This is a genomic window from Cobetia sp. 1CM21F (genome assembly GCF_023161745.1).
In the GTDB taxonomy this organism is placed as follows: Bacteria; Pseudomonadota; Gammaproteobacteria; order Pseudomonadales; family Halomonadaceae; genus Cobetia; species Cobetia amphilecti.
This window is the reverse complement of record NZ_JALNTQ010000003.1, coordinates 446,719-464,991: the sequence shown is the minus strand read 5'-3', so window position 1 is coordinate 464,991 and position 18,273 is coordinate 446,719. Positions and strand designations below refer to the sequence as shown.

15 protein-coding genes are annotated in these 18,273 nt (G+C 63.8%); 4 read left to right on the top strand and 11 right to left on the bottom strand.

All coding sequences use genetic code 11. The features are described from left to right. The first annotated feature begins 49 nt into the window (after positions 1–49). The gene (locus MSG32_RS13195; protein WP_054555396.1) at positions 50–676 is read left to right on the top strand and encodes a phosphoadenosine phosphosulfate reductase family protein; all 627 of its coding nucleotides are present in this window, start codon (positions 50–52) and stop codon (positions 674–676) included. A gap of 179 nt (positions 677–855) precedes the next feature. Here MSG32_RS13195 and cysB read toward each other — a convergent pair whose 3' ends face one another. Further along, the gene (cysB, locus tag MSG32_RS13190) at positions 856–1,827 is read right to left on the bottom strand and encodes an HTH-type transcriptional regulator CysB (RefSeq protein ID WP_043333969.1); all 972 of its coding nucleotides are present in this window, start codon (positions 1,825–1,827) and stop codon (positions 856–858) included. A gap of 176 nt (positions 1,828–2,003) precedes the next feature. Here cysB and MSG32_RS13185 point away from each other — a divergent pair, with 176 nt between their 5' ends. Together MSG32_RS13185 and trxA are read left to right on the top strand one after the other, a co-directional pair. Then, the gene (locus tag MSG32_RS13185; protein WP_043333970.1) at positions 2,004–2,780 is read left to right on the top strand and encodes a sulfite exporter TauE/SafE family protein; all 777 of its coding nucleotides are present in this window, start codon (positions 2,004–2,006) and stop codon (positions 2,778–2,780) included. Between the two features lie 250 nt (positions 2,781–3,030). After that, positions 3,031–3,354, top strand: a complete 324-nt coding sequence (gene trxA, locus MSG32_RS13180) for a thioredoxin (RefSeq protein ID WP_043333971.1) — start codon at positions 3,031–3,033, stop codon at positions 3,352–3,354. A 134-nt stretch (positions 3,355–3,488) separates the two neighbouring features. Here the strand turns inward: trxA and MSG32_RS13175 are convergent, their stop codons facing one another. The 5 genes from MSG32_RS13175 to MSG32_RS13155 all read right to left on the bottom strand — a co-directional run bounded on the left by MSG32_RS13175 (position 3,489) and on the right by MSG32_RS13155 (position 10,868). Further along, positions 3,489–4,709 carry an AI-2E family transporter gene (locus tag MSG32_RS13175; RefSeq protein ID WP_225347551.1) on the bottom strand — a complete coding sequence of 407 codons (1,221 nt, stop codon included), beginning with the start codon at positions 4,707–4,709 and terminating at the stop codon, positions 3,489–3,491. Between the two features lie 431 nt (positions 4,710–5,140). Continuing rightward, positions 5,141–6,952: an acyl-CoA dehydrogenase C-terminal domain-containing protein gene (locus MSG32_RS13170; RefSeq protein ID WP_192838534.1), complete on the bottom strand. Its 1,812-nt coding sequence runs from the start codon at positions 6,950–6,952 to the stop codon at positions 5,141–5,143. 454 nt (positions 6,953–7,406) lie between these two features. Next, positions 7,407–8,171 (bottom strand): SDR family NAD(P)-dependent oxidoreductase, encoded by a 765-nt coding sequence (locus MSG32_RS13165; protein ID WP_248380132.1) that lies wholly within the window; start codon positions 8,169–8,171, stop codon positions 7,407–7,409. A gap of 155 nt (positions 8,172–8,326) precedes the next feature. Further along, positions 8,327–9,991: an AMP-binding protein gene (locus tag MSG32_RS13160; protein ID WP_248380130.1), complete on the bottom strand. Its 1,665-nt coding sequence runs from the start codon at positions 9,989–9,991 to the stop codon at positions 8,327–8,329. A gap of 259 nt (positions 9,992–10,250) precedes the next feature. Beyond that, on the bottom strand, positions 10,251–10,868 hold the full coding sequence (locus MSG32_RS13155; protein WP_248380128.1) for a TetR/AcrR family transcriptional regulator: 618 nt from the start codon (positions 10,866–10,868) through the stop codon (positions 10,251–10,253). Between the two features lie 117 nt (positions 10,869–10,985). On the opposite strand from MSG32_RS13155, the gene MSG32_RS13150 reads away from it, so the two are divergent. Beyond that, positions 10,986–12,206 carry an acetyl-CoA C-acyltransferase gene (locus MSG32_RS13150; protein WP_248380126.1) on the top strand — a complete coding sequence of 407 codons (1,221 nt, stop codon included), beginning with the start codon at positions 10,986–10,988 and terminating at the stop codon, positions 12,204–12,206. 147 nt (positions 12,207–12,353) lie between these two features. Here MSG32_RS13150 and pstB read toward each other — a convergent pair whose 3' ends face one another. The 5 genes from pstB to MSG32_RS13125 all read right to left on the bottom strand — a co-directional run bounded on the left by pstB (position 12,354) and on the right by MSG32_RS13125 (position 18,190). Beyond that, positions 12,354–13,196 (bottom strand): phosphate ABC transporter ATP-binding protein PstB, encoded by an 843-nt coding sequence (gene pstB, locus MSG32_RS13145; protein ID WP_153635115.1) that lies wholly within the window; start codon positions 13,194–13,196, stop codon positions 12,354–12,356. Between the two features lie 81 nt (positions 13,197–13,277). Beyond that, positions 13,278–14,444, bottom strand: a complete 1,167-nt coding sequence (pstA, locus tag MSG32_RS13140) for a phosphate ABC transporter permease PstA (RefSeq protein ID WP_248380124.1) — start codon at positions 14,442–14,444, stop codon at positions 13,278–13,280. Between the two features lie 14 nt (positions 14,445–14,458). Then, positions 14,459–15,715: a phosphate ABC transporter permease subunit PstC gene (gene pstC, locus MSG32_RS13135; RefSeq protein ID WP_043333977.1), complete on the bottom strand. Its 1,257-nt coding sequence runs from the start codon at positions 15,713–15,715 to the stop codon at positions 14,459–14,461. A 128-nt stretch (positions 15,716–15,843) separates the two neighbouring features. Next, a complete protein-coding gene (locus tag MSG32_RS13130; RefSeq protein WP_043333978.1) occupies positions 15,844–16,860 on the bottom strand; it encodes a substrate-binding domain-containing protein in 1,017 nt (338 codons plus the stop codon). A 112-nt stretch (positions 16,861–16,972) separates the two neighbouring features. Beyond that, positions 16,973–18,190, bottom strand: a complete 1,218-nt coding sequence (locus tag MSG32_RS13125) for a Bcr/CflA family multidrug efflux MFS transporter (protein ID WP_043333979.1) — start codon at positions 18,188–18,190, stop codon at positions 16,973–16,975. Positions 18,191–18,273: the final 83 nt, after the last annotated feature.

Here is an 18,273-nt window from a genome sequence, read left to right as displayed (position 1 = left end):
AGCCCTGCGCCCCGCTCCATCGGACGTGCCCTCGTTCTGGAGACTCCTCATGTCCGATACCTTCGATCTCGCCCGCATCAATGCCGAATTCGGCAACGACCCGGAAGCGCTGACCCGCTGGGCTCTGTCGCTGGACAAGCACGCCATCTGCACCACCAACTTCCGTCCCTTCGAGGCGGTGATCCTGCACATGGTGACGCGCTTCCGTCCTGACATCCCGATCGTGTGGATGGACAACGGCTACAACACCGATGCCACCTATCGCTTCGCCGATGAGGTGACGCGCAAGCTGAACCTGAACCGCATCATCTATCTGCCGCAGCGCACGCGTGCCCACCGTGAAGCCGTCGATGGCCTCACGCCGCATATCGATGACCCGCGCCACGAAGCCTTCACCCGTGAAGTGAAGCTCGAACCGTTCGAGCGTGCACTGCGCGAACTGAACCCCGAGATGTGGTTCACCGCCGTGCGCGCCAGTGACACCGCCTTCCGTGCCGGCATGCAGCCGGTCTCGCTGAACGGCGATGGCCTGATCAAGGTCGCCCCGGTACTCAACTGGTCATCCAAGCAGATGCACGAGTATCTGGTCGCCCACGACCTGCCCAACGAGTTCGACTACGTCGACCCGACCAAGGCGGAAGACAACCGCGAGTGTGGCCTGCACCTGGCACACTGAGCCCTGTGGTTGACGCTGTGCGCTCGAGCCGCCCAGCCAGCAAAAAGCCCGCCTCTCAGGAGGCGGGCTTTTTCATCTGCGCTGTGGCAGATCAGGCGAGCGGCACTCAGTCCACCGACACTGTCCACCGACACTCAGCCCACCGACACTCAGCCAACCGGCACTCAGCGCACCGGCACTCAGCGCACCGGCAGCTCGATATCGTGGAAGATCTCGTGCTCGTGGCGCGGGCCGGCGGCCAATGCCGCTTCGACACGCTCGCGCGTCAGGTGCGGCGCGAAGCGCTCGACGAATTCGAACATGTAGCTGCGCATGAAGGTGCCGCGACGGATGCCGATCTTGGTCGTGGAGCTCTCGAACAGATGCGTGGCGTCCAGCGCGACCAGGTCCTCATCGGCCACCTCGTCCACCGCCATGTGCGCGACGATGCCGATGCCCATGCCGAGACGCACATAGGTCTTGATGACATCGGCGTCCGAGGCGGTCAGCACCACGTTGGGCGCCAGGCCATGGGACTTGAAGGCATCATCCAGCTGGCTGCGCCCGGTGAAGCCATAGGTGTAGGTGACCAGCGCATAACTGGCCAGCGACTCGAGGGTCAGTTCCTCGCCATTGGCCAGCGGGTGATCCTTGGGCACCAGCACGCAGCGGTTCCAGCGATAGCACGGCAGCAGGATGAGGTCGTTGAACAGCTCCAGCGACTCGGTGCAGATGGCGAAATCGGCCTGCCCCTCACTGACCATGTTGGCGATCTGCTTCGGCGTGCCCTGCTGCATGTGCAGCGCGACATCCGGGTACTTGCGCGTGAAATCGGCGATCACCGGCGGCAAGGCATAACGTGCCTGGGTGTGCGTGGTGGCGATCGACAGGCTGCCGCGACGGTCGTCACTGTGCTCCTGGGCGACGTGCTTGATGTTCTCCACCGTGCGCAGCACCTGGCTTGCCAGCTCGACGATGGACTCGCCGGCCGGGGTCACCCGCGTCAGATGCTTGCCACTGCGCGCGAAGATTTCGACGCCAAGCTCATCTTCCAGCAGACGAATCTGCTTGGAAATGCCCGGCTGGGAGGTATACAGACTTTGCGCGGTGGCGGACACGTTCAGGTTGTGGCGGGTGACTTCCCAGATATAACGCAACTGCTGGAGTTTCATGCGGCTTCACTCTCCTGAGAAGCACCATCGACGCGACGCGGCGTGACAGTGGCCCGGACATGGCCGGTCACCTTGCTAAGATGATCGGGCGATAAAATCATGAATAATGATTCCTTTCGGGAATATACGCTCAAGAGTAGATTGGCGACAGTAACCTGACAAGGGGGTAGGTAGGGATGGAAGTCACACAACTGCTGCTATACGTGCTGGCAGGCGCCGGAGTGGGTTTCGCGGTCGGTGTCACTGGCGTGGGCGGCGGCTCGCTGATGACGCCCCTATTGTTGATGTTCGGCTTCCCGCCGCACATCGCCGTGGGCACCGACCTGCTCTATGCCTCCATTACCAAGGCGGGCGGCGCCTTCGCGCACCATCGCCAGGGCCATGTGGACTGGACCATCGCCCGGCGCCTGGCCATCGGCTCGCTGCCGGCGGCGCTGTTGACGATTGCGGTCCTGCATACCTTCTTCACTGACCCCACCGCCTACGCGGGCCTGATCAAGGGCATGCTGGGCGTGATGTTGATCCTCACCGCCGGCGTGCTGCTGTTCAAGAAGCGTCTGCTGGGGCTGATCAGCCCGGAAAGCTTCATCGTACGCCACGCGGCACCGCTGACCGTGCTGTCAGGCATCGTGCTCGGCGTGTGCGTCACCCTGTCCTCCGTGGGTGCCGGCGCCTTCGGTGCTGCCGTGCTGATCATGCTGTTCCCGCTGTTGAGCACCGCGCGCATCGTCGGCACCGATATCGCTCACGCCGTACCGCTGACGCTGGTCGCGGGACTGGGCCACCTGTGGCTGGGCAATGTCGACTTCCTGTTGCTCGGCGCGTTGCTGGTCGGCTCACTGCCCGCCATCAGCCTGGGCGCACGCCTGACACGCCACATGCCCAGCGGCCTGCTGCAGGGCCTGCTGACGACACTGCTGCTGGGGCTGGGCATCCGTTACGCCTTCTTCTGAGCTCTCCTTGCTGCGGGATCCTTCACACAGGCAATACCAAAGTCGGGGCAGGCAATCCACATTGCCTGCCCCGTTGCTATTCCCTCAAACCAATAAAACAGCTATAAAAACACTAGCGATCATAACCCCGTGCTATTGAGCCGATGGACAATGCCCATTTGTCAGTGATGCAAAGTGGCGCTACCATCGGACGCAGCCTGCATGTCCGGCAATGCCGCAGACAGCGAAACGAATCCCCTGGAGAAACAAGATGTCCAATCACGTCGATGTCACCGGCGCCAACTTCGAACAGGAAGTTCTCAACGCTGAAGCCCCGGTCCTGCTGAAGTTCTGGGCCCCGTGGTGTGGTCCGTGCAAGATGATGGCGCCGGTCGTCGAAGAAGTCGCCAACGAGAAAGGCGAAGGCCTGAAGATCGTCAACGTCAATGTCGATGACGCGCCGGAAATCGCCGCCGAGCAAGGCGTGCGTGGCGTGCCGACCGTGATCCTGTTCAAGTCCGGCGCCAAGGTCGCCTCTCTGGTCGGTGCCCAGTCCAAGGGTCAGCTGAGCCAGTTCATCGAGCAGAACCTCTGAGTCGACTTTCTGACAGGTGACTGCCCCGCCAGTCACCGCGCACTGATTCGATAACCAAAGGCCCCGTCGCGCACAGCGTGACGGGGCCTTTGGCATTCTGACAGCGGGTCATCCACGCAGAGCTGGCTCGCGGGTCATTCCTCCGCCATGCGTCGACGACGGCGAATCCGGCGCACGGAGGGGCCCAGCAGGCGCGCCGCCCAGCGCGTGCCCGGGTGCGAGTCGAAGGCGATCTTGAGCGTCATGGTGATCGGCACCGACAACAGCATGCCCACCGGCCCGAACACCCAGCCCCACACCACCAGCGACAGGAAGGCGGCCAGCGTCGACAGCCCCAGGGTGCGCCCCATCACGCGCGGTTCGATCAAGTTGCCGAGAATGAAGTTGATCGCCAGATAACAACCGCCCAGCATCAGCGCCTTGACCGCGCCGCCTTCCGGCATCACCAGCGTCAGCAACACCGCAGGCACCGCGGCCAGCGCCGAGCCGATGTTGGGAATGTAGTTGAGGCAGAAGGCCAGCGTGGCCCACAGGAAGGCGAACTCCACATCGAGCACCAGACAGCTGATCGCGACCAGCCCCCCGGTCACGAGGCTGATCAAGGTCTTGACCGCCAGATAGCGGCGCAGCGTCAGCGAGAACAGCGTGAAGCGGCGCAGACTGACATGCGGGCTGCGCAGCGTGCTGACCAGCTTGTCGCGCAGTGACAATGCCTCATAGAGCAGGAAGGTGGCCGTCAGCACGATGATCACGCTCGAGGACAGAAGCCCCCCCAGCCCGGTCAGCAGGTTCGGCACCCACTGGGTCAACGAGGCCGGATCGACCAGCTCGCTGAAGCGGGCCGGCGCGATGGAAACGCCGCTGTCCGCCAGCCATTCCAGCATGCTCTGATACTGTTCGCGCAGGCTCTCCTCAAGCTTGGGCATCTCATCGCTGAACAGGGTGAAGCGCGAGACCAGCAGCGCCGTCAGCGACGAGAACAGCACGCAGACCGTCAGGATGACGATCGGCACCCCGAAGCGTTGCCCGATGCCATGACGGGCCAGCCAGCGCACCGGCGCATCGCAGACCGCAGCGACGAACACCGCCAGCAGCAGCGGCACCACCAGGTCCGCCGCCAGCTTGAGGCCGCCGATGATGATGACCACTGCGGCCATGCCGACCAGCAAGGGGTGAATCTCCAGCGCGCGGCGCACGTTGGGCGCGTGGCGAGAACGTCCGGAGCGTTCGAGCGCCTCCTGCTGACGCTCGTCGCGTGGCACCTGCATGCGTGTCACGGCCTCCTCGATGGAAGTGCCCTCACTGACGCTGCGTGGCTCGCCAACGCTATCGTCGGGCGCTTGCGCATCGGCCATCTGCGCCTCGGGCGGCACTTCCTCGTGTCGCGATCTTTCGTCAGGCGTATCGTTCGCGTGCATCCTGCGCCACCTATCCTGTCAGTGCTTGCCATCAGTACTTGCCATCAGTACTTGCCATAAGTACTTGCGCGTCGTTGCCCCGCGGGTTCCTCGGGACAGCCTTCGATGCGCCTATCTTGGGCGCATGCCTGTCACAAGCCAAGACTGAAACGAGATTGATTGCTCGTGTCGGGGAAAACCCGCGCCTCCCTCAAGACGCACAAAAAATGGGGAGACCGAAGTCTCCCCAAGGGTACCGAGTCAGAGCGCACTGACTGGAGGCATAAGACACGACTGTTGCCGATACATCGAACTGCTGAGTCTTGAAGCTGCTGTAAGGCTTGAAACTGCTGTCAGGCTTGAAACTGCTGTCAGGCTTGAAACCGTCATCAGATCTCGAAGCCGCTGCCGAAGCCTTCCACCGTCGGCGCCATCAGCGTCTCGCCACCGGCACGAATCATCGCGGCATGGCCTTGCGTGCGCGGCAGGATGCGCTGGAAGTAGAAGCGCGCGGTATCCAGCTTGGCCTGATAGAAGGCAGCGTCCCCTTCGCCGGCCGCCAGCGCGGCCCTGGCCGTCTCACCGGCCCGCGCCCACAGGTAGCCCAGCGTGACGTAGCCGGCATACATCAGGTAATCGACACTGGCCGCGCCGACCGCTTCGCGGTCCTGCATCGCGCCCATGCCCACCGCCATGGTCAGCTCGCCCCATTCACGGTTGAGCTCGGCGAGCGGATTGGCGAACTCGCTGCCTTCGCTGGCCTGACAGAACTTGTGAATCTCCTTGGTGAAGACCTTGAGCGATTCGCCCTGGCTCATCAGGATCTTGCGGCCCAGCAGGTCCAGCGCCTGGATACCGGTGGTGCCTTCATAGAGCAGGGTGATGCGCGCATCGCGCACGAACTGCTCCATGCCCCACTCCTGAATGAAGCCGTGGCCGCCATAGACCTGCACGCCGTGATTGGTCGCCTCGAAGCCGGTCTCGGTCAGGAAGGCCTTGACGATGGGCGTCAGCAGGCCGAGCAAGGTATCGGCACGTGCCTTGTCTTCGCTGTCCGGAGCATTCTCGACGATGTCATTGAACTGGGCGGCATACATCACCAGCATGCGCCCGCCCTCGGCGATGGCCTTCTGGGTCAGCAGCATGCGGCGCACGTCCGGATGCACGATGATCGGGTCGGCCGCCTTCTCCGGCGCCTTGGCGCCGGACAGGGCACGCATCTGCAGGCGGTCACGCGCATAGCTCAGCGCATTCTGGAAGCTGGCCTCGGCCAGCGCCACGCCCTGGATCCCCACGCCGAGACGCGCGGCATTCATCATGGTGAACATGCAGGCCAGCCCCTTGTGCGGCGGACCGACCAGATAGCCTGTGGCGGAATCAAAGTTCATCACGCAGGTCGCGTTGCCGTGAATGCCCATCTTGTGCTCGATGGAGCCACAGCTGACGCCGTTGCGCTCACCGGCCTCGCCATTGGCGTCGGGCAGGAACTTGGGCACCACGAACAGCGAGATGCCACGCGAGCCTTCCGGAGCATCCGGCAGCTTGGCCAGCACCAGGTGCACGATGTTCTCGGAAAGATCGTGCTCACCGGCCGAGATGAAGATCTTGGTGCCGCTGATGCGGTAGCCCTTGCTGCCATCGCTGTCATCCAGCGGCACGGCGCGGGTCTTGATCAGCCCCAGGTCCGTGCCGCAATGCGGCTCGGTCAGGCACATGGTGCCGGTCCAGCTGCCTTCGACCAGCTTGGTCAGATAGGTCTGCTTGAGCACCTCGCTGCCGTGATGCTCGAGTGCATTCATCGCGCCATGCGACAGGCCCGGATACATGCCCCATGACAGGTTGGCGGAGGCGACCATTTCCGAGAGCACCATCGCCAGTGACGGCGGCAGACCCTGACCGCCATGTTCCGGTGAGGCAGCCAGACTCGGCCAGCCGCCCTCGACATACTGCTGATAGGCAGCCTTGAAGCCGCTCGGCGCCTTGACCTCGCCGCCCTCGAAGGTACAGCCCTCGCGGTCGCCCGACTGGTTCAGCGGCGTCAGCACCTCATGAGCGAAGCGTGCGCCCTCCTCGAGGATGGCGGTCACGATATCGTCGCTGGCCTCATCGCCACCCGGCAGGCTGGCATAGTGCGCGGGATAGTCGAGCAGCTCATTCATCACGAAGCGGATGTCGCGCAACGGCGCCTGATAGTCCGGCATGCTTTACTCCTTGAGCCGTCGCGACGCGGCGGCGCTGACCTGAACAACGACAGGTGGCGGCAAGACGCTTGTCAGGCGGCGCAACACTCACTCGAGCAATGAAGAAGCGAGTCGCTGGCGGCGAACAGGTCTGACGCAACACTATCAAACATGTGTTTGAAATTAACGCCTCCTTCGCCATACCGTCAAGCGGTCGTTTGATTTCTGGCCTGCGACATTGGTGGCAAGCCCTGTCTCATCAGTGGCAAGCCCTGCCTCCAGGCCGCGCCGCGCGCACGGCAGGCACAAAAAGACACAAACAAAAAACAGACACAAAAAAGCCCGACCGCAGCTGCGATCGAGCAATATCTCCCCCAGAGATAACCTGTCCTGCAAGATTCCTTGTGTACCGTGCTCTCTCCCCAGAGCCGATCCAGAGAGCCGATCCAGACGATAAAGGCCTTGCCCGCCAGCCTCAGGCCATGCGGATGCTGCCATCGAGGCGGATCACCTCCCCGTTGAGCATGCTGTTGGTGATGATGTGCTCGGCCAGACGCGCGAACTCATCGGGCTTGCCCAGACGCTTGGGAAACGGCACCGCCTCGCACAGCGCTTCGCGAGCCGGCTCCGGAATGCCGGCCATCATCGGTGTCTCGAACACGCCGGGCGCGATCGCCATCACGCGAATGCCATGGCGTGCCAGCTCACGCGCCATCGGCAGCGTCATGCCGGCGACCCCGGCCTTGGAGGCGCTATAGGCACACTGCCCCACCTGGCCGTCAAAGGCCGCGACCGAGGCGGTATTGAGGATGATGCCCCGCTCGCCGTCCTCGCCCTCGGCGGCATTGCGCGCCATGCGTGCCGCCGTCAGGCGCGCCACGTTGAAGGTACCGCTCAGATTGATCGCCAGTGTCTTCTCGAAGCCCTCCAGCGGAGCAGGCTCGCCTTCACGATCCACCAGCTTGGCGACGCTCACCACGCCGGCGCAATGGATCACCCCATGAATGGCACCGAAGGTCTGCTCCGCGACATCCAGTGCGGCCTCGACACTGGCACTGTCGGTGATGTCGCAATGACAGAAGCGTGCCGCCTCCCCCAGCGCATCGGCCTGTTCACGTGCGGCCTCGGCAAGATCCGCCAGCACCACCTGGCCGCCGGCCGCGACGATACGTGAGGCCGTGGCGGCCCCGAGGCCGGATGCTGCGCCGGTGATCAGAAAGCAGTGGTCGGCGATCTTCATGAAACGAGTCTCCCGAAAGGTGATGGCAGGAAAGGTGATGAGAGCCAGGTGATGACAGACCTGTGGTAACAGGCACGTGGTAACAGGCGCGTGGTAACAGACAAGCCCCGTCGGATAGCCGGTCGTGCCTGAAAGCCACGTACATGGCTCGGTGTTCAGCTCTCGCGCGCCTGTGCCCGCAGCAGGAAACGCTGGATCTTGCCCGACGGCGTCTTGGGCAGGCTGTCGACGAAGTCGATCTCGCGGGGATAGCTGTGCGCCGAGAGTCGCTGACGCACGCTGGCGCGAATTTCCTCCGCCAGCTCGTCACTGCCGACATGGCCATCGCGCAGCACCACATAGGCCTTGATTATCTCGCCACGCAGCGCATCCGGCTTGCCGACCGCCGCCGATTCCGCCACCGCCGGATGCACCAGCACAGCGTTCTCGACATCCGCCGGGCCGACGCGATAGCCCGCGGTGGTGATGATGTCGTCATCACGCCCGGCAAAGGTGAAGCGGCCATCGGGCTCTGCCACCACCACGTCTCCAGTCAGGTAATAGCCCTCGACGCAGGGCTGTTTCTCCTGCCAGGTGTAGCCGGCGAAGAAGTGCGCGGGCGAGCGGGCGATATCCACCGCCAGCACACCTGGCTCGCCCGGCGGCAGCTCACGATACTCGGCGTCGAGCACGGCCAGCCGATAGCCGGGCAGCGGGAAGCCGACACTGCCGACCACGACCTCATGGGCCAGCGCGTGATGATTGCAGCAGGTCATGCCGGTCTCGGTCTGGCCGTAATGGTCCATCACCGCACAGCCCAGCTCCCGCGCGACCCAGCCCACCACCTCGGTGTTGAGGGGCTCGCCGGCGGAGCTTGCGACCCTCAGGTTCAGGCGCTCGAAGGCGCTTTCACCGAGCCCGGAGGCCTTGAGCATGCGATAGGCCGTGGGCGCGGCCGCGAAATTGTCGATGCGGTGACGCTCCATGAAGGCCAGCCCGCCTTCTGCACTGAACGGCGCCTGCATGAAGTAGGTGGTGGCACCCAGCAACAGCGGGCCGGTGATGGCGTAGTAGAGCCCGTAGGCCCAGCCGGGGTCGGCCATGTTCCAGAAGCGCTCGCCGGGGCGCAGGTCCACCGCCAGGCGTTGATAGAGCCAGAAGGCGGGCAGCGCATTCAGTGCCACCGCCACGCCCTTGGGCTTGCCGACCGTGCCGGAGGTGAACATCTGCAGGAAGGGCGCCTCCGCCGGAAGCCACACCGACGGCTCGGTCAGTGGTTCGCTCTGCATCAATGTCTGCCAGTCGAGATCGCCCGCCTCCAGCGCATCTCCCTCACCGCGCACGCAGATGATCACGGGATGGCGGGCAAGCTCAGTGAACTTGCTGCGCTGGCTCGTCTCGGTGATCACGATCTGCGTCTCGGCGCGCGACAGGCGATAGTCGAGCGCATCGGTACCGAAGGCGGTGAACAGCGGCTGATAGACGGCGCCCAGCCGCCAGGTCGCGGCCAGCGCGATCATCAGCTCCGGTGTACGCGACAGCATGCAGGCGACTCGCTGCCCCGCCATCACACCCTGAGCCTTCAAGGCAGCCGCCATCCGCGCGCTCTGCTCATCGAGCTGTGCGTAACTCAGCTCACGCACCCGGCCCTGTTCGTCTTCGTGGACCAGCGCGATACGATCGCCCTGCCCGGCGCGCAGATGACGCCCGACACACGCCTCATAGGCATTGCCGAGCTCGCCCTCGCCGTCGAGCGGCGTGGTGAACAATTCATCGCGCAGCGCCTGGATATCGAAGGCGGCCAGATAATCGCTCAGCGTCTGGCTGGCGGCGGGTTGCATGGCGTGTGAATTCGCAGGTGCGACAGATGCAGCAGAGGCGGCGCGTGACGTGCGGTTTGTTGTTGTATCGCTTGGCGTCATGGCGTGACTGGCTCCTGAGTGGTGCTCCGGGGCGATGTGAGATGACTGGGCGCCAGCCATCTACAGTTAACGTAAACGTCAAGTTAGCGACAAGCCTGTCGGGCGGCAAGCATTGTGACGCTCGACTGACCAAAAGTTGCAGAGGCGGTGTAACGGACGCCGTGCAGCAGACACTCGCTCAGGGCAGGCGACACAGGCTGTCGACCAGCGCCTCGGCCAGCTCATCGGGGGAGCGCTCTCCATCGGGGCGATACCAGCGTACCGTCCAGTTGAGCGCGCCGAGCATGAACTGGCGCAGCAGTGCGGCGTCGCCCTTGAGCAGCCCTGCGGCCACGGCGGAGGCGATGGCGTCACGCCACAGATCCTCGTAGTCATCGCGCAGCTGGACGAGATGCTCGCGCGCCGGGCCCTCCAGCCGCCGCCACTCATAGAGCGCGACCACATGGGCATTGCGATCAGTGAGCAGCGTGTCCAGATGTGCACGCGCCAGGGCCAGCAGTCGCTCACGCGCCTGCTGCTGCGACGCCGCCGAGGCGGTCACTTCGCTTGCCTGGCACGGCTCGCAGCGCGCCAGATGCTCACGGGCGATGGCCAGTGCACTGAACATGCCCTCTTCGATCACGGCGCACAGAATTTCCTGCTTGTCGGCGAAGTGATGGAAGAGACTACCGGACTTGATGCCCATTTCCTGGGCCAGCATGCGGACGGTGGTGCGATCGAAACCCTCCTCGACGAACAGGCGGGCAGCGATACGGACCAGCTCCTTGCGACGGGGTGAGGCGGTGGCTACATTCATCGTATAACTAGCGCTTGCTTGGTTTATGGGATTGAATGGATCAAAGCATAGCCACGCAGTGATCACAACGCCGACTGCACGACTCGATCTTCCAATAACAAGACACAGGAGACCGTCATGACGACCGCTTCCCGCACTACGCCAAGCCCCGCCGCCAGCGCCGATGACATCGTGATTCTCGCCGGTGCCCGCACGCCGATGGGGGGCCTCAAGGGCTCACTCTCGACGCTGAGCGCGCCACAGCTCGCCGCCGTGGCCATCAAGGCGGCCATCGAACGCGCAGGCCTCACGCCTGCCGATGTCGACGAGGGCATCTTCGGCTGCGTGCTGCCCGCCGGCGTCAAGCAGGGCCCGGCGCGGCAGGCCATGCGTCAGGCCGGCGTGCCGGACAGCATCGGCGCTACCACCATCAACAAGCTGTGCGGTTCCGGCATGAAGGCCACCATGCTGGCGCATGACCTGATTCGCGCAGGCACCAACCGCATCATGCTGGCTGGCGGAATGGAATCGATGTCCAACGCCCCGCATCTGCTCACCCAGGCGCGTGGCGGCTATCGCCTCGGCCATGGCGAGCTGAAGGACCACATGTTCTTCGATGGGCTGGAAGACGCCGAGACCGGCAAGCTGATGGGCGTGTTCGCCCAGGAAGTGGCCGATGCCCGCGGCTATGATCGCCAGCGCATGGACGACTTCGCCATCGAATCGCTCAGGCGCGCCATGACGGCGACCGAGTCGGGTGACATAGCGCCGGAAATCGCCGCCGTCACGGTCAAGAGCCGCAAGGGCGAGAGCGTGGTCGAGCAGGACGAGCAGCCCTTCCAGGCCAATCTCGACAAGATCCCCACCCTGCGCCCGGCCTTCGCCAAGGACGGCACCATCACCGCCGCCAATGCCAGCTCCATCTCCGATGGCGCCTCGGCACTGGTGCTGACGCGCCGTGATGAAGCCGAACGGCGCGGGCTGTCCGTCAAGGCGCGTATCCTCGGACACAGCACCCACTCCCAGCACCCCAGCGAATTCACGCTGGCGCCCATCGGCGCCATCGACACGCTGATGAAGCGCCTGGAGTGGACCACAGAAGACGTCGACCTGTTCGAGATCAACGAGGCCTTCGCGGTGGTCACCCTGCTGGCGATGGACGCCCACGACATCCCGCATGACAAGGTCAATGTCTTCGGCGGCGCCTGCGCCCAGGGGCATCCGGTGGGCTCCACCGGCTCGCGCATCATCGTCACCCTGATCAACGCGCTGGAGCGCCGCGGCAAGAAGCGCGGCATCGCGGCGCTGTGCATCGGCGGCGGTGAGGCCACCGCGATCGCCGTCGAACTGGAAGGCTGATCCGCCAGCAGACACTGAACCAACCTGATGCTTGAAACGACACGAGGCCCGGATCATTTGATCCGGGCCTCGTGTCGTCGTGCGGCCTGCGATGCTCTCAGGCAGCGATCAGGGGCTCAGCCTTCCGAGCCCTGACGCTGGCGCCGCTTAGCCATAGCGACCGGTGATGTAGTCCTCGGCCTTCTTGGTATTCGGGTTGGAGAACATGGTCTTGGTGTCGTTGTACTCCACCAGCTCACCCATGTGGAAGAAGGCGGTGTAATCGGCGACACGTGCCGCCTGCTGCATGTTGTGCGTCACGGTGACGATGGAGAACTGGGTCTTCAGCTTGTCCATCAGGTCTTCGATGGTCGCGGTGGAGATCGGGTCGAGTGCCGAGGTCGGCTCATCCATCAGGATGACGTCCGGCTTGACCGCGATGGCACGCGCGATGCACAGACGCTGCTGCTGACCACCGGACAGCGAGGTGCCCGGCTGGTCGAGAATGTCCTTCACTTCTTCCCACAGACCCGCATCACGCAGCGCGCTCTCGACCAGATCATCCTTGTCGGCGCGGCGGCTGACCAGGTCGTGCATGGTCGGCGCGTAGGCGATGTTGTCGTAGATGGACTTGGGGAACGGGTTCGGCTTCTGGAACACCATGCCGACGCGACGACGCAATGCCACTTCATCCATGTTGCGCGCGTTGACGTCACGGCCATCCATCTCGACCAGACCTTCGATGCGCACGCTGCGGATCAGGTCATTCATGCGGTTCAGGCAGCGCAGGAAGGTCGACTTGCCACAACCGGACGGGCCGATCAGGGCGGTGACGTTCTTCTGGAAGACATCGATGTTGATGTTCTTCAACGCCTGCTTCTCGCCGTACCACAGGTTGAGGTCTTCCACGCGAATGGCCAGCTCGTGGTTGGCATCTTCGTTGATGACGACCGGGCTACCGGGACGAGTGGCGGCGGCAGGCTTGGCGGGAGTGGCGACGGTGCTGTTCATGTCTCGTATTCCTTGATGAGTCGTGGGCCAGGGCTAAGGGTGGAAGGCGACCGGCCAATCGGCGGGCCGCCTCGCAGCTGCCTACCAGCGACGCTCGAATTTCTTGCGCAGCATCACGGCTGCGGCATTGAGTAGGATCAGCACTGACAGCAGCACCAGGATGCCCGCCGCAGTACGTTCAACATAGGCCTGCTCCGGCTCGCCCGCCCAGGTGAATATCTGGGCCGGCAGCACGGTGGCAGCCTGGGTGATGGCGGTCGGCGCATCCGGAATGAAGGCCACCATGCCGACGATGATCAACGGCGCGGTCTCGCCCATCGCCTGTGCCAGGCCGATGATGGAACCGGTCAGGATCCCCGGCAGCGACAGCGGCAATACATGGTCACGCACCACCTGCCAGCGGGAGCAGCCGACGCCGAAGGCGGCCTGACGAATGGTGTCCGGTACGCTGCGCAGCGCCGAGCGCGTGGTGATGATGATCACCGGCAAGGTCATCAGACCCAGCGTCAGACCACCGACCAGCGGGGAGGAACGCGGCATGCCGAAGAAGTTGATGAAGATCGCCAGACCCAGCAGACCGAACAGGATCGACGGCACCGCCGCCAGGTTGTTGATGTTGATCTCGATGGCCTGGGTGAAGCGGTTGTCCGGAGCGAACTCCTCCAGATAGACCGCCGTCAGCACGCCGACCGGGAAGGCGAAGGCCAGCGTGACCAGCAGCGTCAGGATCGTACCCATCGCGGCCGACCAGATACCGGCGTATTCCGGCAGCTTCGAATCACCGGTGGTGAAGAAGTTGACGTTGAACTTGAGCTCGGCCGTGCCGTTCTCGACCATGCGGTCCAGCACGGCGATCTGCTTGGGCTTCAGGTGTGACTTGTGGCCCTTGAGGTACTGGTCGACCTGATCATCGGCGATCACCCAGCGGTCGATCGTCTGACCCATCAGGCTGGCGTCAGCGGCCATGTCGCGCGGCAGCTGGCGCAGCCAGCCGCGGCTGACCAGATCACGCACGTCTTCTTCCACCGCTGCCAGCGGGATTTCCTGCGACTGCTCGCTGTAGGTGACCGGCACGTGCAGTTCTGCCTGCTGGAAGGCCGGATAGCCGCGCATGACCATGTCGCCGATGAAGACCACCAGGAAGGTGGCGGCCAGGGCGAGTGCGCCCATGGACATGAATTTCAGGCGCTTGGTGCGGCGATGACGGCCCTTCAGCTGGGCCGAGATATCGTCGAATGAATGGCTCATGTCTAGTCTCGGCCTCAGAGGTTGTTGGCGCTGTACTTCTCACGGAAGCGGCGGATCAGGACCACCGAGACCATGTTCAGCAGCAGAGTGACAACGAACAGCACCAGACCCAGCGCGAAGGCCGACAGAGTCTCGGCACTCGCGAATTCCTGGTCGCCGGTCAACGCGGCAACGATGCGCACCGTGACGGTGGTCATGTCTTCCAGCGGGTTGGCGGTCAGGTTCGGACGCATGCCCGCCGCCATCACCACGATCATCGTCTCGCCGAGGGCGCGTGACATGGCCAGCAGAGACGCGGAGATGATGCCCGGCAGCGCGGCCGGCAGGATGACGTTGCGGATGGTCTCGCCGTGGGTCATGCCCAGCGCCAGAGAGCCCTGACGCATGGTGTCCGGCACGGAGGTGATGACGTCATCGGACAGTGAGGAAATGAACGGAATGATCATGATGCCCATGACCAGACCCGGCGCCAGCGCGTTGTTGTAGGACGCCTCGATGCCCAGCGGCGAGAAGATGTCGACGATCAGCGGCGCGACGGTGATGGCGGCGAAGAAGCCGTAGACCACGGTCGGGATACCGGCGAGCACTTCCAGCACCGGCTTGGCGACGGTACGCACGCTCTCGGGGGCGAACTCCGCCATGTAGACCGCGGCGAGCAGACCGATGGGAATGGCCACCAGCATCGCGATCAGGGTGATCATGAAGGTACCGGCGAACAGCGGTACGGCACCGAAGTTGGCGGTGCTCTCGACGCCTTCACCACGGCCGGCGGCCATCTGGAAGCTGTTGCCCGGATCCCAGGTGGTGCCGGTGATGAAGGTCCAGAAGCTTTCCATCTGGAAGAAGCGGATGGCCTCGAAGATGATCGAGACCAGAATGCCGAACGTCGTGACGATGGAGATCATCGCCGCGCCGATCAACACATAACGAATGAGGGTCTCGATGGCATTGCGCGCATGGAAATCAGGCTTCACCAGGGCGAGGCCGATGACCAGGCCGACGGCTGCGACGACCAAACTGGCGATCAGCAGCTGCATGCCTTCGATATCGATATCTGCGGTGGCAATCGCAACGACGGCTGCCAGACCGACCAGCAGAGCAGGCCCTGCGCTGGAGATTGCCGTGAACCAGCCGTACTGATCCGGCTGGGCGTACATTTCAGCACCGCTGGCACGCACACGCTGTGCCTTGCTGCGGCCGCTGAAGAAGGCCACCAGGCCAGCCAGCGCCACGATGCCTATGAAGAAGAGAAAGATCTGCTGAGTCTGCATCTTTCGGGTCCCGGAGTCGCGTTGTTCACAGGGGGAAGGCTTCATGCCTTGCGAAACCCTGCGACCAGTCAAGCAAACGGGCCGGCTGCCAAGGGCAACCGGCCGCGTCAGAGGGTCAGCTGCGTTGCTTACTTCTGGAGATCGGCCAGAGTCAGCTTGGTGCGCTCAGCGACCTGCTCGCGAAGCGTGGCGCGCTCTTCCTTCGGCAGCGGGATCAGACCGATGCCCTTCAGGTAGCCCAGCTCACCGATCATCTTCTCGCTCATGAACAGGTCGTTGTAGGCCTGCTGAGCCGGCACGTCATCCTTGTGCTGGTTCTTCACGTAGTAGAACAGGGAGCGGGAGACCGGGTACTCGCCAGAGGAGATGGCATCGGCTTCCGGCTGCACGCCATCGATGGAAGCACCGACGACCTTGTCAGCATTCTCTTCGAGGAAGGAGTAGCCGAAGATACCGAAGGCTTCGGTGTTCTCGACCAGCTTCTGGATGATCAGGTTGTCATTCTCGCCGGCAGCGATGTAGTGACCGTCCTGACGGATGTTGGTGTAACCCTCACCGCCGTAGCCTTCCATCTCTTCGGTGGAGACTTCCATCACCAGCTCTTCGAAGGCGTCACGGGTACCGGAAGTGGAAGGCGGCCCGTAGACGGTGATCTTGCGGTCCGGCAGGGAGGAGTCGATCTCGGACCACTTGGTGTAGGGGTTGTCGACCAGCTTGCCGTCGACCGGCACCTGAGCGGCGACCGCCAGGGTGATCTGCTCACGGGTCAGGTCGATGCTGCCATCGCGCACAGACTGGGCGAAGGCGATACCGTCGAAGCCGATCATGGCTTCGGTGATATCGGTCACGCCGTTCTCTTCACAGCGCTCGAATTCAGACGTCTTCATGCGACGAGAGGCGTTGGTGATGTCCGGAGTGCTGTCACCGACACCTTCACAGAACAGCTTCATGCCGCCGCCGGAACCGGTGGATTCGATGACCGGAGTCGGGAAATCGCTGGTGGCACCCAGCTCTTCAGCGACGTAGCTGGAGAACGGATAGACCGTGGAAGAACCCACGATGCGCAGCTGTTCACGGGCTTCTGCAGCACCAACTGATGCAGCGATGACAGCCACTGCGAGACCGGACTTGAGGAACGCCTTCATGCCTGAAACTCCTTGCGATAGGAATGAGCCAGTGAGGTGGCTTCTTGTCTACAGGGAGTACCTTGCCAAGCATTCATGACAACTGTGTGACAGTCGCCGGCTCAAGCCTTTCTCAGTCGGGCGGCGTCTCATGGCGCGCCAGGGCGCGGCGCCCTGCCAGCACCCGCAGCAGAATATTGCTGACCAGCGCCGTGCCCAGCATGCCGAGAATCATCGGCCACAGGCTGTCCATCGCCAGACCTGCGATCAGCATGCCGATCACGGCGCCACTGGCAAACTGCATGCTGCCGATCAGCGCATTGGCCGTGGCGCTGATGCGCGGGAAATACTCCAGCGCCGAGGAGATCGCGTTGGGCGCCACCATGCCGTTGGCCCCGACGAACACCATCAGCAGCGGCGCGATGACATAGAGCAGGTCCAGCCCCAGTGCCAGCGCCGATACCAGCAGGATGGCGGCAGACAGCTGGATACCGATGCCGATGCGCAGCAGACGCGGCGGCGACAGGCGTGACAGCAGGCGCACGTTGAGACGGTTGGCGGTGAACATGAACAGGATGTTGGCGCCGAACAGCACCGGGTACCAGGCCGCCGTCACTCCGAAATGCTGCATATAGACGTAGGGCGACGCGGTGATGAAGGCGAACATGCCACCGAAGCCCATCGCCTGCGTCAGCGCATAGCCCATCGCCGGCCCGTGGCGCAGCACGCTGGCATAGTCACGCGCGACCTGCAGGAGGCTGGCCGGCGGCTCGTCCGCCTCGCGCTTGCGTCGGGTCTCGGGCAAGCGCAGCGGCAACACCACCAGCAGGAAGGCGGCATAGGCGGCCAGGAAGGCGAAGATCAGCCACCAGCCCGCCATGCCCAGCAGCAGACTGCCGATGGCAGGCGCGATCAAGGGCGCCAGCATCATGATCACCGCGACGGTGGACAGCACCTTGGCCGCCTCTCGGCCACTGAAGCAGTCGCGCACGATCGCCGAGGAATTGACCACCGAGGCGCCGCCGCCCAGCGCCTGCAGGAAGCGCAGCGCATAGAGCCCCTCGAGGCTCTCGACCTGGGTGATGGCCAGACTCGCCAGCAGGAAGACGAAGATGCCTGACAACAGGACCGGCTTGCGCCCGATACGGTCTGACAGCGGGCCGAAGATCAACTGCCCCAGCGAGAAGCCGAGCAGGAAGACCGACAGCGACAGCTCCGTATGGTGCACCGTGGTCGCCAGGTCTTCTGCCATGGCCGGCAATGCCGGCAGATAGGCATCGATGGCCAATGGAGCCAGGGCCGTATTGGCCGCGACCAGCAAGGCCAGCTGACGGGTTTGACGCTTGTCCACATCCCCTCCTGCAATCGTTTGTCGATGGTATGTCCACGTGCCGAAAACGCCACGCCCTTGCCGTCAGATGACGACAGTGGGCG

Bases quoted from the DNA above. Each gene is read 5' to 3' on its own strand.
- MSG32_RS13195 (WP_054555396.1), top strand. From the start codon at position 50: ATGTCCGATACCTTCGATCTCGCCCGCATCAATGCCGAATTCGGCAAC.
- cysB (WP_043333969.1), bottom strand. From the start codon at position 1,827: ATGAAACTCCAGCAGTTGCGTTATATCTGGGAAGTCACCCGCCACAAC.
- MSG32_RS13185 (WP_043333970.1), top strand. From the start codon at position 2,004: ATGGAAGTCACACAACTGCTGCTATACGTGCTGGCAGGCGCCGGAGTG.
- trxA (WP_043333971.1), top strand. From the start codon at position 3,031: ATGTCCAATCACGTCGATGTCACCGGCGCCAACTTCGAACAGGAAGTT.
- MSG32_RS13175 (WP_225347551.1), bottom strand. From the start codon at position 4,709: ATGGCCGATGCGCAAGCGCCCGACGATAGCGTTGGCGAGCCACGCAGC.
- MSG32_RS13170 (WP_192838534.1), bottom strand. From the start codon at position 6,952: ATGCCGGACTATCAGGCGCCGTTGCGCGACATCCGCTTCGTGATGAAT.
- MSG32_RS13165 (WP_248380132.1), bottom strand. From the start codon at position 8,171: ATGAAGATCGCCGACCACTGCTTTCTGATCACCGGCGCAGCATCCGGC.
- MSG32_RS13160 (WP_248380130.1), bottom strand. From the start codon at position 9,991: ATGCAACCCGCCGCCAGCCAGACGCTGAGCGATTATCTGGCCGCCTTC.
- MSG32_RS13155 (WP_248380128.1), bottom strand. From the start codon at position 10,868: ATGAATGTAGCCACCGCCTCACCCCGTCGCAAGGAGCTGGTCCGTATC.
- MSG32_RS13150 (WP_248380126.1), top strand. From the start codon at position 10,986: ATGACGACCGCTTCCCGCACTACGCCAAGCCCCGCCGCCAGCGCCGAT.
- pstB (WP_153635115.1), bottom strand. From the start codon at position 13,196: ATGAACAGCACCGTCGCCACTCCCGCCAAGCCTGCCGCCGCCACTCGT.
- pstA (WP_248380124.1), bottom strand. From the start codon at position 14,444: ATGAGCCATTCATTCGACGATATCTCGGCCCAGCTGAAGGGCCGTCAT.
- pstC (WP_043333977.1), bottom strand. From the start codon at position 15,715: ATGCAGACTCAGCAGATCTTTCTCTTCTTCATAGGCATCGTGGCGCTG.
- MSG32_RS13130 (WP_043333978.1), bottom strand. From the start codon at position 16,860: ATGAAGGCGTTCCTCAAGTCCGGTCTCGCAGTGGCTGTCATCGCTGCA.